Raw genomic sequence first — 15232 nt, forward strand, 5'->3', positions numbered from 1 at the left:
TCCGACCGCAACCACCTTCAGACGCGCGTCCGTAGCCCCCGGCGTGAGCCGAACGCTCTACCAACTGGACGGCTGTCCGTACTGCGAGAAAGCGGCGGACCGACTGGACGAACTCGACGTGGAGTACGAGACCATCTGGGTCGACGCGTTACACTCGGACCGCGACGAGGTCAAGCGCGTCTCCGGCCAGCGGGGCGTCCCGGTCCTCGTCGACGAGGAGTACGGCGTCACGATGGCCGAATCCGACCGGATTCTGGAGTTCGCCGAGCAGACCTACGCCTGAACGGTCGTCGGTCGGAACCGGGCGGAAAACGGTGGAGACGAGCTTACTCGGTCACTCGTCGGCCTCGAAGTCCAGCGCCGCGCCGTTGATGCAGTAGCGCTTGCCGGTCGGCTCCGGCCCGTCGTCGAAGACGTGGCCGAGGTGGCCGCCGCAGTTGCCACAGACGACCTCCGTGCGGCGCATCCCGTGGCTCTCGTCGAGCCGCGTCTCGATGTTGCCGTCCTCGTAGACGTCCCAGAAGCTCGGCCAGCCGGTCTCCGAATCGAACTTCTCGTCGCTGTCGAACAGCTCCGCTCCGCAGCCGGCACAGACGAAGACCCCCTCGTCTTTGACGTCCAGCAGGTCGCTGCTGAAGCGGGGTTCCGTACCGGCCTCGCGGAGGATCTCGTACTCTTCCTCTGTCAGCATCTCGCGCCACTCCTCGTCGTTTTCGGGCAGTCCGCTCTCCTGTTCGCTCATGGCTCCTCGTACGGGCCGAAGGGTCATAAGCCCACGTCGTGCCCCCGGTCAGTCGTCGGCGGGCGACCGCTCGCTCGGCAGTTCGTGGCGAGATATCGACGCCGTGGGCACGAGGAACTCCGCGGGGTCGAACGCGGCCAGCGACTCCCCGTCCCCATCTCGGACGCGGGCGGGCCAGTCGGGATTGGCGAGCGCCCCGGTCGCCAGCGTCACCAGGTCGGCCCCGTTCTCGATCGCCCGTTCGGCCGCGTCGGGGTCGCCGAGCCCGCCGTTGGCGACGACCGTCGTCCCGTCGGTGACGTACTCGACGGCCGCCTCGGCGAGGGTCGGTCCGTCGTCGCCGAACGTCGGACTCGTGGCGTCCGCTTCGGTCGTGTGGACGTACTCCGCGCCGGCGGCCGAGAGCCGCTCGAAGAAGACAGCGGCGGCGTCCTCGCCCTCCGGCCACGCGTACTCGTCGTTGGTCACCCGGGTCTGTGAGATCCGGACGCCGACGACGAAATCGTCCGGAACGGCGTCGGCGACCGCCGAGACGACCGACTCGGGGAACCGGACCCGTTCCGCGGGGGACCCGCCGTACTCGTCGTCGCGTTGGTTCATGTCCGCGGCGAGGAACTCGTTGAGGAGGTAGCCGTTGGCCGCGTGGATCTCGACGCCGTCGAAACCGGCCGCGCCCGCGTTCTCCGCCGCGTCGACGAACCCCTCGCGGACGGCGTCGAGGTCGTCTTCCGTCGCCGCTTTCGGTTCGGCGAACTCCCCGGTCCCGCCGTAGGCTTGGGTCTTCTCGGCGTCGGGGCCGACGTCCGACGGCGCGAGCGTGACGTCCCCGTCGACGTGCGGGTTGCCCTGCGTCTGCGCCCCGCCGTGCATCAGTTGGGCGACGATCGGTTCCCCGGCGTCGTGGACGGCGTCGGTGACTCGCTCCCACGCGGCGACCTGTTCGTCGGTGGCCAATCCCGGTTGATTCAGGTACCCCTGACTGTAGGCGTCGTCGGTGTAGGTGCCCTCGGTGACGAGCATCGAGAACCCGCCGTCGGCGAACTTCGCGTAGTAGTCCGCCATCTCTCGGGTCGCTCGTCCGTCGGCCGTCGCGCTCACGCGCGTCATCGGCGCGAGCGCGACTCGATTGTCGAGCGAGAGCGGTCCGACCGACGTCGAATCGAATAACATCGTGTTCCGGGATACGGGACTGGAGCCATTAACCGGCCGTTCGGACCACGCCGAATCGTGCGTCGCCGTCGCTCACCCGCGGGAAGCGGACGCGGTCGCCGACGGTGGGTATTTGCGCCGGCCTGTCGAACCCCCTCTCATGCGCGTCAACCGCGCCCGCACCGAGGAGGTGCTGCGGGCCATCGTCCACGAGGCCAGAGCGGAGAAGATAACGTTCATGGCCGGCTCGATCGCCTATCACGCCTTCATCTCCATCCTGCCGCTGTTGCTGCTGGTGCTGACTCTCGTCCAGCGGACCCAGAACGTCGCGTTGCGCGACTCCATCGTCGCCATCATGCAGGCCGTGTTGACCGAGGAGGCCAGTCAGGTCATCCAGCAGGGGCTGACCGACGCCGACGCCTCCGTCTCGATACTCGGTCTCGTTTTCCTCGTCTGGGGGGCGCTCCGCATCTTCCGGGGGCTGGACACCGCGTTCTCGGACATCTACGAGACCGAACGGCAGAACACGTTCGGCGACCAGTTGCTCGACGGCCTGCTGTTGCTCGCAACCGTCGCGCTGGCTATCGTCGGCGTCAGCGTACTCGGTAACGCCGTCTCGGTCGAGGGCGGGGGCGTTCTCGGGACGGTGCTGCGCGGCAGCGTGACCGCAGCCGGGCTGTTCGTCGTCTTCTACCCGATGTACTACGTCTTCCCCGACACCGACGTGACGTTCGCCGAGATCGTTCCGGGGACGCTGTTCGCCGCCGTCGGCCTCACGGTCGCACAGGCGCTGTTCACGACCTTCAAGTCCGGCGGCGCGGGCGGCAACCTCGTCGCCAGCATCCTCGTCCTGCTGACGTGGCTCTACATCATCGGGCTGGTCGTCCTGCTCGGGGCGGTCGTCAACGCCGTCCTCTCGAACCGCTCGCGGGACGTGAACCTCGAACCCGTCGTCGGCGGCGTCGAGGAACGGGGCGGGGACACGAGCGCCGGCGTCGAACGGACGGTGCTGCTGTCGGACCTCGACGAGTTGGCCGACCGACTGACCGAGGGCGGGGAGTCGGTGTCGGTCTCAGTGACGGTCGGCGACGAGACGACGACGGTGGTCGCCCCACAGACCGCCACCGTCGACCGCGAGAACAGCGTTTTCGGCCTCGACGGCTCGGTCGCGCTGACGCTCCGGTGGTGGCCCGAGGACGACTGAGAGAGGCGGGAACTGCGAGGGACGAGCGGACGGAGCGACGGACCCATGCGTCGCAAGCGCCGAGTCCGGAACGGATCAACGCCATGTCCGACATCACGAACGCGCTGCGACGCTTCGTCGACGACGGCGGTCCGACGCTGGTCCGCGCGGCGGGCGAAGCGGGCACCGACGAGACGATTCAGGCGGCCCACGACGCGCTGGGCGACCACTGGCGCGACGGCGGCATCGTCCTCGTGTTGCCGAGTTACGACCCGGATCGGGAGGAGTTCCCGATTCGGTGGTCGAAGACCGCGACGCTCCGCGGCGGGAACCACACGGTCATCGAGAACGCCGACGACGGCGTTCCGACGCTGATCGTGGACGTGGACGCGCCGGTCAACCGACCGCCGGGGCCGAACTTCAACGATTTCACGATTCGCGGCGGGAAACACGGCGTCGAGAAGCGCGGCGGTCGCTACACCATGTTCCGGGACGTCACGGTGAAAGACGCCGCCGAAGACGGCTTTCACGTCGCCGGCGCGCGGGAGTACGACGCCGGCGAGAACCCGCCGAACGAGTTCGCGCCGAACACCCACCGGTTCTACGGCTGCGTCGCCGAGAAGAACGGCCGGGACGGCTGGTACGTCGGCGAGGGGATCCACGGCGTCACGCTGGCCTCCTCGAACGCGTACTTCAACGGACGGGACGGGGTCAACTGGCGACAGAACTACGCGGGCCACGTCGAGGGCGGGAGCTTCGAGCAGAACGGGCGCAACGGCCTTCGATTCGCCCGCGCGCAGGCGCTCGAAGTCGAGAACGCCTACGTCGAGAAGAACGGGCGGGCGGCCGACGACGGGGGCATGACGATCGGCGTCCTCGTCGGCGAGCACTCCCGCGGCGTCTCGTTCTCCGACTGTTACTTCCAAGGCGGCGGCGACGTCTCGTGGGGAGTCTACAATCAGGGGCGGGGGACCGGTCTCAGGAACTGCTACGCGCGCGGGCACACCAACGGGTTCGTCTACAACAGCGAGGCCGCCGAGGACACCGAGTGGGCGCGCGCGAGTCACACGCTCGCCGACGGCGAACGGTTCGGCGGCGGCGACGGCGTGCGGACGAGAGATCACGGCGTCGTCGTCCCGCAGGACCTCTCGACCGTCACCGGCCAGTTCGACGGCGACAGGGGCGTCCACCTCGGCAGGGACGGCCCGGTCTTCTGTCTCTGGTACGACGGCGCGTGGTACCGCCCGGAGGGGAGCGCGCTCTGAACTCGGGATTCAGTCGGACCCCGACGACGTGCCGTCGCCGCCGGTCTGTGGATCCGTCGCGTCGGTTCCGTCGCCGCTGGTGGAGATGTCGCCCGCGTTGTCCCCCGCCGCCTCCGGGACGTCGTCGCGTTCGCTTACCGGGTCGGTACCGCTCTCGATGTCGAGCCCCACGGTCGGCCGCGGTGATTCCCCGCGGGCGAGTTCGGGCAGCACGATTCGGATGGCCTCCAGAACGAGGACGAACAGGATGGGAAAGAGGAAGAATCCGGCCCAGCCGTACAGCATCGGCCCGAGGATGTACGCGAACAACAGGAGCGTCATGTCGAGGCGGCGACCCGAGACGTACGGCTGGATGACCGCCTGCGGAATCAGGTCCAGGACGAGGACGTACGCGACGAGCGCGGCGACGACGAACGTGATCCCGCCTCCGCCGCCCGACTGGAACGCCTGGAACCCGAGATACCCGGCGACGGGGACGTAGACGATCTTGCCGACGACGATGGGGATCAGGCTCGCCGCCCCGGTCAGGAAGCCGAGGACGAGCACCATCGGGACCTGCAGGCCCTGGGGCGCGAGCACGTTCGTCGCCCAGTAGGTGAGCGTCGCGATGACGGCCATGATGCTCGCGAACAGGAGATTACCGAAGAAGACCGATTCGAGGTCCTCGTCTACGGCGGCGGCGTACGCGTACGCCGTCGTCTCGCGGCCGCCAGCGAGCTCGACGAACACGTTCGAGAAGTGGTGGTCCCGAGCCAGCAGCACGTACGCGAGCGTGAGCCCGAGACCGAGTATCAACAGCGCGTTGAACGCGGTCTGTAACACCTGCATCACGAATTCGGTGTTCGAGAGCAACGCGCCGCCCTGCCCGCTGAGTACCGTCGTCGGGTTGTTGAGCAGCGTTCGCAACTGCTCCCGCTGAACTGGGCTCAGCGAGTCCAGCGCCGGTATCTGACGGAGGAACGACGAGGAGACCTGTCCGTTCAACAACTGTCTGACCCGCCCGGCCGCCGTGGCGGCGAGGAAAGACAGCACCAGGAGTATCGGCAGGAGGACGACGAGGACGGTGAACGTCGCCGCGAGGCGGTCAGAATCGACGAGCCTGCTCATCCGGCGACTGATCGGACGCGTCGCGTAATAGCCGAACAGACCGAGGACGAGTATGCCGACGAAGCGAGCGGCGACGAACGCCAGGGCCACTCCGAGCCCGACGACGAGGAGCCACCAGCCGAGGCGGTCACGGGAAATCGAAATATCTCGAATGCTCGATGCGTCCGTGCGTTGCCGACTCTCTCCTCCGTCTGCCGGCGACTCTCTGTTGGGACTCAAAATTCGGGTAGCTCCGCTACGTTTCTCTCACATAGGGGGGTTCTGCATGCAAACGAAAGCAGTCTCTCTCACCGCTGTGGGTCACACGGAGGTGCCGCGGAGACGGGCAATCGCGGCCGAGGCGGCATCAACGACCCGATGGCTCGGCCGCGGTCCGCCCGGCACTCGAAACGGGCCGCTCGGACGCTCGCGGCGGTCGAACGGAGACCGTCGTTCCCTCGGGCCCGGTCCGGGAGGGCTCTATCTCCCCGTCGTAGCGGTCGACGAGTCGCCCGACGATGACGGTTCCCAACCGTATCTCGGTGTCGTGTCGGTCCATCGTCGGATCGAACAAGTGATCGCGCAGGTCTTCGGGAACGCCCGGTCCGTCGTCTCGAATGCGGACGCGGACGCTCGCTTCGTCCACTGTCGCCGTGACGGCCAGTTCGATGGGTGACGTTTCGGCGTGTTCGACGGCGTTCCTGAACAGGTTCGAGAAGAGGCTATTGACGAGGCTGTCCGCCATCACCGGAGCCGATTCGGGCAGGTCGAGTTCCGTCACCAGGTCGTCGTTACGAACGGCCAGTTTCTCTACTCCGGTGCTGATGACCGAACGGAGGTCGATCGGCTCTGCCGTGTTCTACGGATATTAAACGGTCTGGTCACCGTCGAAACAACGGCGTCCGCGGCGGAGCCGGCGGGAAGAGCCAGGGGTGGGATTTGAACCCACGAACTCTCGATTACAAGTCGAGTGCTTGGACCACCCAAGCTCCCCTGGCGCTCGCATGCAGTCGTTACGGGGGGACCGTTTAGAGCGTATCGCTTTCGGTCGGCTTCTCGAGTTCGACGCGGTGGGGGGCGTAGCCGTGTGCGGCGTAGAACTGGCGCGCCGCGTCGTTCTCGGCGAGGGCCTCCAACGCGACGACGTCCGCGCCGGCCTCGGTGAGCGTCGCTTCGGCGGCCCCCAACAGAGCGCTCCCGATCCCCCGTCGTCGATACGCCGGACTGACGTAGATGTTCTCGACGAGCCCGCGGACCCGTCGCTGTTCGTAGCGGCCGCGCTCTATCGTCAGCATGACGAACCCGACGATCGCCCCGTCGACGCGAGCGACCAACAGGTCTTCGGCGACGACGCGATGGAGCGTCGCCTCCCGCACCGTGGTCCGGTTTTCGTCCGCCAGCAGGTGCGAACCGTGCGCTCGCTGGTCGCGGGCGAGTTCGACCCAGAGATCCACGACGGCGTCGATATCGTCGGTCGTGGCGGTCGTTATCTCCACGGGCGAACTGGGAGTCGCTGACGCAAAACAGTTGCTGCGGTCGACGGCTCAGACGTCACGGCAGTCCGCACACAGCAACTGCCCGTTGAACGACGCGAGGTCGCGTGCGAACGTCCCGCAGGCCGAACAGATGCCCTGTTCGTCGAAGGAGTCCTCCGCCGCGGTGCTCGCGCCGTCGGCGGCCGCGGCCTGGGTGGTCGCCATCTGCGTTCCCTCCACGTCGGTATCGGCGTCGGGGTTCGTCGTGCTCTCGCTCTCCAGCCGAGCGGTCGAGAGGATGTCGTGTTCGGTGACGGTCCCCACCGGCTCGCCGTCTTCGGTTATCAGGACCCACTGAGCGGACCACGCGGCCATCCTGTCCCGGGCCTCGGGGAGTCGCGCGTCGGGCGAGATCGAGGGGACCGACTCGGTCATCGCGTCGCCGACGACCGCGGATTCGGTCCCGCCCTCCGAGACGAGGTGTGCGAGGATGTCCTCCCGCGTCAGAACGCCGACGGGGTCGTTACCTCGCAGGACCAGCGCGACCGCCTCGTCCTCTCGAACCAGCAGTTCCGTCGTCTCGAGGAGGTCGTCCGACTCGCTCACGCCCACGTACTCGCGGTTCATCACCTCCCGCACTGAGACCGGCTCGTTCATGTGTGTCAGTATCACACGACCGGTCTAAAAGATACCTCCACTACGCTTATGTGGCGTGGTATCCAAGCACAAGGGCTCGCTATTCGAAGGTGACCGTCTCGCCGGTGGCTCGGCACGTCTCCAGGGCGTGTTTCGCGTCCATGCCGGCGTCCGAGGCGGTGCGGCCCCGTCCGACGCCGACTTTCAGCTCGACGTCGACCGACTCGCTGACGTGGGCGATGGCGTCGTGGTACGCGTCGGCATCGAGCGACGGACAGACCGCGATGACGTTGTCGCCACCGACGAAGAACGAGAGCGAATCGTGGGCCTCGCGCATGTACTTCATCAGCGCGGCGTAGCCCTGTTCTATCTGGATGAACGTATCGAACTCGTTCAACTGGTCGGTGTACTTCCCCGTCGCGTCGTCCACGTCGAAGTGCGCCAACTGCACGTCGGACTCGGTCCGGAACTCGTCGTCGATGGTCTGGCCGCGCAGCACCTCGCGGCGACCGTCGTCCTGTGCGCTCCCGGCGTCCTGTAGCTGTTCGGTCGCCGTCCCGAGCGCCGAGACGGGCGTCGTCCCGGTCGCCACGGAGAGGCTCATCGTGACCGGATAGCGGTTACCGACGGACTCCTGAATCAGCGCGTGGTCGGCCTCGCCGAGCCCGTTCGTGACCGCGATCATGTTGTCGAACCGCGAGAAGAAGATGTAGCCGTCGCGGTTGCCGACGAGCTGTGCGAGGTCGGCGTACAGCCGGGACTGAAGCGTCTGAAGGTCGACCTCGCGACGGGGTTCCGGCGTCACCGTCCACGGGCCGTAGTTGTCGATCTGGATGTGGGTGACCTGCGTGTTCGTCACTGTCGCTCGTCGCTTCGACACCGGCGAGTATTGGTCTGTCGGAATCCGCTCGTCCGCCGTCCGTCTCAGGCCCGTCCGCGGCCGACGAGTCCGCGACGCAGTAGCGTCACCGTCCCGAGCATCGAATCGTAGGACAGCACGCCGGTCGCCGTCAGTTTCGGGATGTGCTCGTCGTAGAGCTCCTCGCACACCGCCGCTCGGTCGCCGTCGGTTACGTCCGACGCCGCGACGTCGTCACGGGCCGCGACGACGGCCGTCGCCAGGTCCTCGACGACCATCGGCTCGCCGCGCTCGTCCAGTATCGACAGCGCGACCCGACAGGTATCGGCCGATAGAAAGTCGCTGACGACCCTCTCGGGCAACTCGTCCGGGCCGGGCTCGGAACGTTGTGCCGCCATACGTGAGCGTACGATAGCCCCCTACAAGTATGTGTCGTGGGCACACACTACGTGCCGAATCGGCGGCGAGAATCAGGCGTGGTCGAGGCGGTAGGGCCACAGGTCGGCTTCCCGCAGCGCTCTGCCGAGGGCCTTGTGAAAGTCCGGGAAGTCCTCGAACTCCGCCTGGTCGACGTGCTCGAAGATGTCCTCGACGCTGACCACCGTCTCGTAGTCGATCCGAACCGGGTGGTCGCCGTACTGCTCGACGTACTCGTCGGCCGAGAGCGGGAAGTCCTCCCCTTCGTCGATCTTCTTCGCGAGGACGGCGTGTCCGTACTTCCGCCTCCCTTCGCTCCCTTCTTCACCGTCCGGGTCGTGCGGCCAGTCCATACCGGAGACTGGCACACCGATGCAAAAAGGATTCCCCTCCGGTCCCGCTACCGCGGGATTACAACTCGTCGAATCCGCCGGTGTCGCCGCCACCGCTCCCGCGAAGCAACAGCGCTACCGCGAGGAAGCCGAGGAGCGCGACGAGGACGCCGCCGCCGAGGTACAGCGTGTCGATTCCCAGCACCGTCGCCGGGACACCGTCGGGGAGGACCTCGTCGGCGCTGACGTCGGGTCCCGCTATCGACGGTCCGCCGTCCCGTCCCTGACCGCCGTCACCGCTCGCGGGCGTCTCGCTCGCTCCACTCTCGACTTGACTCTCGCTGATGACGAGGCTCCCCGCGTCCGCGTCGTTCAACCGTATCTCGTAGGTCGCCGGTTCCGTCACATCGCGCGAGAGCCGCACCGACCGCTCGGAGTTCGCCGGCACCGAGACGGCCGTCTCGTTGACTCGCTCGCCGTTGACGAACATCGCCGCGTCGTACTCGCCGCCGACGCTCCCGTCGTTCCGCACGACGCCCTCCAAGACGATCCGCTGGCCGGCGTCGGAGTCGACCGACTCGAAGGCGGTGTCGACGAGGGAGAACGACGGCTCCATGCGCCCGACCGCCAGCGTCGCCGCGTCGGTCACGTTCGCCTCGTAGACCACGGAATCGACTCGCTTTTCGGCGACCGCCGTCGACACGCGCTCCCACGTCGACCCGTTCTGCCGATAGACGCTCACGCCGCTCGCGTCGAGTCCGGCCGCGCGCAGCCGCGACCGGTTGACCGCGAGGCGCACCGTCGTCGAGCCGATCCCGTCGGTGGACCCGACCGTGACGACGCCGACGACGGAGTCAGAGGCGTTACCCGGCAGGCGGGCCGCCGTCTCGTCCGGGTCGCCGTAGGTCGTCACCCGCTGCGTGAACTCCTCTCGGGTCGCTTCGACGGTCCACGAATCGACCGCCACCGACCGATCCGACTTCGGGAACGCGAAGGCGTACGGCTCCGTCGTCGGGACCGCGGCGGCCCGCAGTTCGACGGTCCGTCGCGTTGCGTTCTCCGCGACGACCCTCGCCGTTGCCCGCTCGACCGTCACTGTCCCGATTCGCTCGTCCTCGGCCTCGATGACGTATCGACCGGGCTCCTCGAACTGCATCGTCTCGGTGAACGTCTCCGTCTCGTCCGCCCCGACGACGACCCACCGCTCCGCCACTTTCGTCCCGTTTCGCTTGACGGCGACGTTCTTCCCGCCGCCGTCGCTGCCGATGTTCTTCACCGTCACGTTCACGTCGACGTCCGCACCGACGAGCGCCGTGTCCGACTCGACCGATCCGCCGCTGACGAACAGCCGCGGCTCGGCCGCCGCGGACCCGACGACCGCGCTCACGAGGAGGAGGAAGGCGATACCGAGCGTCACCGCACGCGTCCCGAGCGTTCCCGAGGACCCAATCAGTCGCTGCATCGTGTTGGTTGAACCGGACTAGCGGCTTAAAGCTGTGCGATTGGTTATCGGAATTTGAATTTTCAGGTGGAAGATGGCCCGAGGCGGTTCTGATGCGCTCTACGCTCGGATTTTCGAATCGACGCTGTGACAAATATATGCGATGAATTGTACCGAGTGACCGAAGCGAAACGGTGGGGCTGGGAGTGAGCACTCACGAAGTGAGTGCGAGCCTCGCCGGACGAAGTCCGTCGGTGTTTGAACCCGATGCAAACGCTCACTCCGTTCGCGTTTCCGTGCTTCAAATCCAGTTCCACCGCTCTTCGGTCACGTCCGCTCCCTCAGAAGCGGTGGGGCTGGGATTTGAACCAGAGCCAGACGGTCGCTCACTTCGTTCGCGCTGCGACTGGCAGGGCTCAAATCTCAGATGACGAATTTGCCACTCACGTATTGTTCGTGGCAAAATACGGTGGGGCTGGGATTTGAACCCAGGAATCCGTGAGGATACCTGCTTTCAAGGCAGGCGCAATAGGCCGCTCTGCCACCCCACCGCACGCGGGGCTACTGTTCGGTCCCTCTAAGGCTTGTCGATTATTCCCGAAACAGTTCGGTGCCGTCGTCGCCGTCCCGGACGTTCAGGCCGAACTCCTCGACGAGTTTCGTCGTCGTCCGCGGCGGGACGACGCGGCCGGTCTTGAGGCGGGCGCGGAGCAGGGGGACGACGGTTCGGAGATCGGCCGGGGTCTCGATGACCGGGTTCGTCGGAAGGAAGTCCACGCCGAAGCCGGCGTCGGCCGCGCGGTCGACCAGCGTCTCGACGGCGGGCGTGGCGTAGGCCCCCTCGAAGTCCACGGGTTCGCCGAAGCCGGCGTAGTACACCCGGCCGTCCGTCGAGGGGCCGAGGACGACGTCGTTGGAGCGGAACTTCATCGCGGCGCTGTCGATCTGCTGGCGGGCCAACAGCGCGGCCGTCGGTTCGATGGCGGCGACGGTCGCCACCTCCTCGCGTTCCAGCAGGTGGGTGACGGTGTTGCCGACGCGGCCGGCGAACGTCGAGCCGACCTGCACCTCGTAGCGGGCGTCGTCGGGGGCGTTAAGTTCCCCGTCGAGCGCGTCCCGAATCGTCGACTCGGAGTCGACGCCGTCCGGCACCTGGTCGTCCGGGCGGTAGTTGACGAGCAACTCGGCACCGCTGGCCTCGACGGCGCGACAGACGTCGGCCAGCATCGCGGCGTAGAGGGACGTCGCTTCGGATCCGTCGAGCGGTCCCGCGGCCAGTTCCGGGAGGACGAACCCCTCGACGGGGGGGTCGGCGAACACAGTGACCGTGGTCATACCTCACTCTGGGACCGTCTGCGGTTAGTCGGTTCCGTTCTCGGCGCGAGGGGTCGGCCGAGGCCCGCCTACCGACCGCGGCGGCCCTTCGTCTGTCGGTAGTCCTGCCCGAGCACGTCGCTGAAGTGTTCGAGGAACGCGCTCCGCTCCTCGTCGGTCTGTTCGGCCGGCGGGATCATCGGCAGGATCTCGAAGCCGCGGCCGCGGATGGTGGTGGCGTGGCGCTCCTCGACGTCGAGTTCGTCCTCGCTCAGGGTCGTGTACTCGAAGGCCAGTTCTTCGAGCGGTCGCTGGCCGACGGGGAGGAGGAGTTCGGGATTTATCATCCGTATCTCGCCGTTGAGGTACGGTTCGCAGTTCATCACCTCTTCCTCTGTCGCCGGGCGCTCGGGGTGGCGACAGCGGGTGACGTAGGTCAGAAAGGCGTTCTTCATCTCGGGTTCGGCGGCGTCGGGGTCCTCGACCATGTCGACGGCGGCGAGGATATCGAGTAGCTCGCGCTCTCGGTCGCCGGTGAAGGGGATACCCGACTCGTCCGCGCCCTCGCTGGGCGAGTCGCCGAGGACGACGAACTCCGCGCCCACGTCGCCGTAGCCGTGCGCGATGTTCTCGCGCGTCTCGCAGAGCTCGGGGCAGTTCTGGCACGATTCGTCCATGCCGAAGGGGTTCGAGATCGTCTCTTGATTCGCGTCCATGATCAGTCCTCGTCGACGGTCGTGGCGTGCGTGTCGGCGTCCTCGGGGTCGTTCTGCGGGCTCGACGGGTGGTAGTCGGTGTCGTACTCGCCGGGGTGGCCGTCGAGGCGGTCGGGGTTGATGCGCCCGCCCAAGAGCATGAAGTCCAGTACGGTACAGTAGAGCATCGCCTCGACGACGGGAACCGCACGCGGCGGCAGGACGGGGTCGTGCCGGCCGGTGACCGTGATCTCCTTCTCCTCGCCGGTTTCCCAGTCGACGGTCTTCTGGGTCTTGGGGATCGAGACCGGTGGGTGCCACGACACCTCGCCGTAGATGGGCTGGCCGGTCGTGATGCCGCCCTGGATGCCGCCGTGGTCGTTGCCGGTCGGGACTGGCTCGCCGTCCCCGTCAAATTCCCAGTCCTCGTTGTACTCCTCGCCGGTCGTGGTCCGTGCCTCGCGGCCGATGCCGTACTCGAAGTCGTTGACCGCGGGGATGGAGTACATCGCCTGTCCGAGACGCGAGGGGAAGCTATCGAAGCGGGGCGCGCCCAGTCCGCGGGGAACGCCGCGGCACTCGAAGTAGATCGCGCCGCCGATGGAGTCGCCCTCTTTCTGGTACTTATCGGCGAGGTCGCGCATCTCCTCGGCGGCGTCGGGGTCGGCGCATCGGACCTCGTTCTCCTCGCTGTGTTCGAGCATGTCCTCGAAGGTGACCGGGCCGGACTCCACGTCGCCGATCTGGCAGACGTGGGCCTTTATCTGCACGTCGAACTCGCTCTGGGCCAGCACCTGTTTCGCGACGCCGCCGGCGGCGACCCAGTTGACCGTCTCGCGGGCCGAGGAGCGGCCGCCGCCGCCCCAGTTGCGCGTCCCGAACTTCGCGGAGTAGGTGTAGTCGCCGTGGGAGGGCCGGGGGGCCGTGATGAACGGCTCGTACTTCCCCGAGCGGGCGTCTTTGTTCTGGATGACCATCCCGATGGGCGTCCCGGTGGTGTAGCCGTCCTGGATCCCCGAGTTGAGCTTCACTTTGTCGGGCTCGCCGCGGGAGGTCGTGATCATCGACTGGCCCGGTTTCCGTCGGTCGAGGTCCCGCTGGATCTCCTCCTCGGATAGCTCCACGCCCGCGGGCACGCCCGACACCGTACACCCCATCGCCTCCCCGTGTGACTCGCCGTAGGTCGTCATCCGGAAGAGACGACCGAACTCGTTGCCGTTCATTGTCGGTGTGTCGGGGACGGGGGCATTTGAACCTTGTAGATGCGCCCCCCGAGGGGAATCGCTTCGGCGCGATAAAACGCGTCTACTGGCCGACTGCGGCCCCGAGTCCCTGCATGACGTCGAAGAATCCGGGGAAGGACACGTCGACGTGCTCCGCGCCGGTGATCGTCGTCTCGCCGTCGGCCACGAGGCCGGCGACGGCCAGCGACATGATGATGCGGTGGTCGGCGTGGCCGTCGACGGTCGTGCCCCGCAGGTCGGTGTCCTCGCCGTAGACGAGGAGTTCGTCCTCGCGCTCCTCGACCTCCGCGCCCATCTTCGTCAGTTCGTCGGCCATCGCGCTGACGCGGTCGGTCTCCTTGTAGCGGACGTGCTCGGCGTCGGTGATGCGCGTGACGCCGTCGGCGGCCGCGCCGAGCGCGGCGATGGTCGGCAGGAGGTCCGGCGTGTCCTCGACGCCGACTTCGACGCCGTCGAGGGCGGAGCGTTCGACCGTGATTTCGCCGTCGTCGCGGTCCCAGTCGAGCGTCGCGCCCATCGACTCGAGGACGTCCACGATCGCCGAGTCGCCCTGTGCGCTCGGGAACGCCGAGGTGACGACGAGCTCCTCGTCGGCGGCGAGCGCGCCGGCTGCGAGCAGGTAGCTCATCGACGAGAAGTCGCCGGGGACGTGGTAGGCGCTGCCGTCGGGGTCGTAGGACTGGCCGCCGGCGACGGCGTAGCCGTCGTCGGTTTTCTCGGCCGTGACGCCGAACGCGTCGAGGACTTCCAGCGTGATGTCGACGTACGGCGAGGACTTCAGGCCGGTTGTCAGTTCGACGTCGATTCCCGATTCGGTGACCGCGCCGGCCATCAGCAGCGCGGTGACGTACTGCGAGGAGACGTCGCCGGGGATGGAGACGGTGCCGCCGTCGACGCCGCCGCCGACGACGAGCGGTGCCTGGCCGTTGTCGCGCGTGCTCTCGGCCCGGCCGCCGAGTTGCTCGATGGCGTCCAGCAGCGGTCCCTGCGGGCGCGAGCGGAGCGAGTCGTCGCCGGTGAGGACGGTCAGGTCGTCCTGCAGCGCGGCGGTGGCGGTGACCAGCCGCGTGGTCGTCCCGCTGTTGGCGCAGTCGATGACGTCGTCGGGGGTCTCCGGTCGGCCGGCGAACCCGGTGATCGAGAGCGCCGACTCGTCGCTTCGGTCGACGATGCCGCCGTATGCCTCGACGGCGCGCATCGTTGCCTTCGTGTCGGCGCTCACGAGCGGGTCGTGGACCGTCGCGCCCTCGGAGTAGCCGGCGGCGAGGATGGCCCTGTGAGTGTAACTCTTCGACGGCGGGGCCTGTGCGGTGCCCCGAACGGCAGACTCGGCGATGGTGATGTCCATATCGGGCGGGTCACGGCCGGACGACAAGAGGCTACCGCTCTGAGGA

Annotated in this window: 17 protein-coding genes and 2 tRNA genes; 3 read left to right on the plus strand and 16 right to left on the minus strand. The window is 67.5% G+C overall.

Going from position 1 to position 15232, the window contains the following annotated elements:
* The first annotated feature begins 43 nt into the window (after nucleotides 1-43).
* Nucleotides 44-283, plus strand: coding sequence for a glutaredoxin family protein (locus GO488_RS00465; RefSeq protein ID WP_162315848.1), 240 nt, complete (start codon nucleotides 44-46; stop codon nucleotides 281-283).
* 51 nt (nucleotides 284-334) lie between these two features.
* Here GO488_RS00465 and msrB read toward each other — a convergent pair whose 3' ends face one another.
* Together msrB and GO488_RS00475 are read right to left on the minus strand one after the other, a co-directional pair.
* Complete coding sequence (gene msrB / locus GO488_RS00470; protein WP_162315849.1) at nucleotides 335-742, minus strand: peptide-methionine (R)-S-oxide reductase MsrB; 408 nt, start codon at nucleotides 740-742, stop codon at nucleotides 335-337.
* A gap of 48 nt (nucleotides 743-790) precedes the next feature.
* Nucleotides 791-1912 carry an oxidoreductase gene (locus GO488_RS00475; protein ID WP_162315850.1) on the minus strand — a complete coding sequence of 374 codons (1122 nt, stop codon included), beginning with the start codon at nucleotides 1910-1912 and terminating at the stop codon, nucleotides 791-793.
* A gap of 139 nt (nucleotides 1913-2051) precedes the next feature.
* On the opposite strand from GO488_RS00475, the gene GO488_RS00480 reads away from it, so the two are divergent.
* Both GO488_RS00480 and GO488_RS00485 read left to right on the plus strand, forming a co-directional pair.
* Nucleotides 2052-3095, plus strand: a complete 1044-nt coding sequence (locus tag GO488_RS00480) for a YihY/virulence factor BrkB family protein (RefSeq protein ID WP_162315851.1) — start codon at nucleotides 2052-2054, stop codon at nucleotides 3093-3095.
* Between the two features lie 83 nt (nucleotides 3096-3178).
* Entirely contained in the window at nucleotides 3179-4339 is a 1161-nt protein-coding gene (locus GO488_RS00485; protein ID WP_162315852.1) for a right-handed parallel beta-helix repeat-containing protein, read from the plus strand.
* 9 nt (nucleotides 4340-4348) lie between these two features.
* On the opposite strand, the gene GO488_RS00490 is transcribed toward GO488_RS00485, so the two are convergent.
* From GO488_RS00490 to aroA, 14 genes are all read right to left on the minus strand, one after another.
* Nucleotides 4349-5599 (minus strand): AI-2E family transporter, encoded by a 1251-nt coding sequence (locus GO488_RS00490; protein ID WP_162317502.1) that lies wholly within the window; start codon nucleotides 5597-5599, stop codon nucleotides 4349-4351.
* A 193-nt stretch (nucleotides 5600-5792) separates the two neighbouring features.
* Nucleotides 5793-6206, minus strand: coding sequence for a sensor histidine kinase (locus GO488_RS00495; protein ID WP_162315853.1), 414 nt, complete (start codon nucleotides 6204-6206; stop codon nucleotides 5793-5795).
* A gap of 143 nt (nucleotides 6207-6349) precedes the next feature.
* Nucleotides 6350-6423 (minus strand) — tRNA-Thr (locus GO488_RS00500).
* A 30-nt stretch (nucleotides 6424-6453) separates the two neighbouring features.
* Nucleotides 6454-6921, minus strand: coding sequence for a GNAT family N-acetyltransferase (locus GO488_RS00505; RefSeq protein ID WP_162315854.1), 468 nt, complete (start codon nucleotides 6919-6921; stop codon nucleotides 6454-6456).
* A 48-nt stretch (nucleotides 6922-6969) separates the two neighbouring features.
* Complete coding sequence (locus tag GO488_RS00510; RefSeq protein WP_162315855.1) at nucleotides 6970-7557, minus strand: CBS domain-containing protein; 588 nt, start codon at nucleotides 7555-7557, stop codon at nucleotides 6970-6972.
* A 79-nt stretch (nucleotides 7558-7636) separates the two neighbouring features.
* Nucleotides 7637-8395: a GTP cyclohydrolase III gene (locus tag GO488_RS00515; RefSeq protein WP_162315856.1), complete on the minus strand. Its 759-nt coding sequence runs from the start codon at nucleotides 8393-8395 to the stop codon at nucleotides 7637-7639.
* 65 nt (nucleotides 8396-8460) lie between these two features.
* A complete protein-coding gene (locus GO488_RS00520) occupies nucleotides 8461-8793 on the minus strand; it encodes a DUF7344 domain-containing protein (protein ID WP_162315857.1) in 333 nt (110 codons plus the stop codon).
* A gap of 72 nt (nucleotides 8794-8865) precedes the next feature.
* Complete coding sequence (locus tag GO488_RS00525; protein ID WP_162315858.1) at nucleotides 8866-9165, minus strand: DUF5785 family protein; 300 nt, start codon at nucleotides 9163-9165, stop codon at nucleotides 8866-8868.
* A gap of 58 nt (nucleotides 9166-9223) precedes the next feature.
* The gene (locus GO488_RS00530; RefSeq protein ID WP_162315859.1) at nucleotides 9224-10606 is read right to left on the minus strand and encodes a hypothetical protein; all 1383 of its coding nucleotides are present in this window, start codon (nucleotides 10604-10606) and stop codon (nucleotides 9224-9226) included.
* Nucleotides 10607-11052: 446 nt separating this feature from the next.
* Nucleotides 11053-11136: transfer RNA gene (locus tag GO488_RS00535), tRNA-Ser, on the minus strand.
* Between the two features lie 40 nt (nucleotides 11137-11176).
* A complete protein-coding gene (locus tag GO488_RS00540; protein WP_162315860.1) occupies nucleotides 11177-11920 on the minus strand; it encodes a glycosyltransferase family protein in 744 nt (247 codons plus the stop codon).
* A gap of 68 nt (nucleotides 11921-11988) precedes the next feature.
* The gene (locus GO488_RS00545) at nucleotides 11989-12615 is read right to left on the minus strand and encodes a uracil-DNA glycosylase (RefSeq protein ID WP_162315861.1); all 627 of its coding nucleotides are present in this window, start codon (nucleotides 12613-12615) and stop codon (nucleotides 11989-11991) included.
* A gap of 2 nt (nucleotides 12616-12617) precedes the next feature.
* Entirely contained in the window at nucleotides 12618-13817 is a 1200-nt protein-coding gene (aroC, locus tag GO488_RS00550; RefSeq protein ID WP_162315862.1) for a chorismate synthase, read from the minus strand.
* Between the two features lie 82 nt (nucleotides 13818-13899).
* Nucleotides 13900-15186, minus strand: a complete 1287-nt coding sequence (gene aroA, locus GO488_RS00555) for a 3-phosphoshikimate 1-carboxyvinyltransferase (RefSeq protein ID WP_162315863.1) — start codon at nucleotides 15184-15186, stop codon at nucleotides 13900-13902.
* Nucleotides 15187-15232: the final 46 nt, after the last annotated feature.

Origin of the sequence: Haloarcula limicola, from assembly GCF_010119205.1 — an archaeon.
Classification (GTDB): Archaea; Halobacteriota; Halobacteria; order Halobacteriales; family Haloarculaceae; genus Haloarcula; species Haloarcula limicola.

Excerpts from the sequence above, each read along its gene's own strand:
- msrB (WP_162315849.1), bottom strand. The coding sequence starts at position 742 with ATGAGCGAACAGGAGAGCGGACTGCCCGAAAACGACGAGGAGTGGCGC.
- GO488_RS00475 (WP_162315850.1), bottom strand. The coding sequence starts at position 1,912 with ATGTTATTCGATTCGACGTCGGTCGGACCGCTCTCGCTCGACAATCGA.
- GO488_RS00480 (WP_162315851.1), top strand. The coding sequence starts at position 2,052 with ATGCGCGTCAACCGCGCCCGCACCGAGGAGGTGCTGCGGGCCATCGTC.
- GO488_RS00485 (WP_162315852.1), top strand. The coding sequence starts at position 3,179 with ATGTCCGACATCACGAACGCGCTGCGACGCTTCGTCGACGACGGCGGT.
- GO488_RS00510 (WP_162315855.1), bottom strand. The coding sequence starts at position 7,557 with ATGAACGAGCCGGTCTCAGTGCGGGAGGTGATGAACCGCGAGTACGTG.
- GO488_RS00520 (WP_162315857.1), bottom strand. The coding sequence starts at position 8,793 with ATGGCGGCACAACGTTCCGAGCCCGGCCCGGACGAGTTGCCCGAGAGG.
- GO488_RS00525 (WP_162315858.1), bottom strand. The coding sequence starts at position 9,165 with ATGGACTGGCCGCACGACCCGGACGGTGAAGAAGGGAGCGAAGGGAGG.
- GO488_RS00530 (WP_162315859.1), bottom strand. The coding sequence starts at position 10,606 with ATGCAGCGACTGATTGGGTCCTCGGGAACGCTCGGGACGCGTGCGGTG.
- GO488_RS00540 (WP_162315860.1), bottom strand. The coding sequence starts at position 11,920 with ATGACCACGGTCACTGTGTTCGCCGACCCCCCCGTCGAGGGGTTCGTC.
- GO488_RS00545 (WP_162315861.1), bottom strand. The coding sequence starts at position 12,615 with ATGGACGCGAATCAAGAGACGATCTCGAACCCCTTCGGCATGGACGAA.
- aroC (WP_162315862.1), bottom strand. The coding sequence starts at position 13,817 with ATGAACGGCAACGAGTTCGGTCGTCTCTTCCGGATGACGACCTACGGC.
- aroA (WP_162315863.1), bottom strand. The coding sequence starts at position 15,186 with ATGGACATCACCATCGCCGAGTCTGCCGTTCGGGGCACCGCACAGGCC.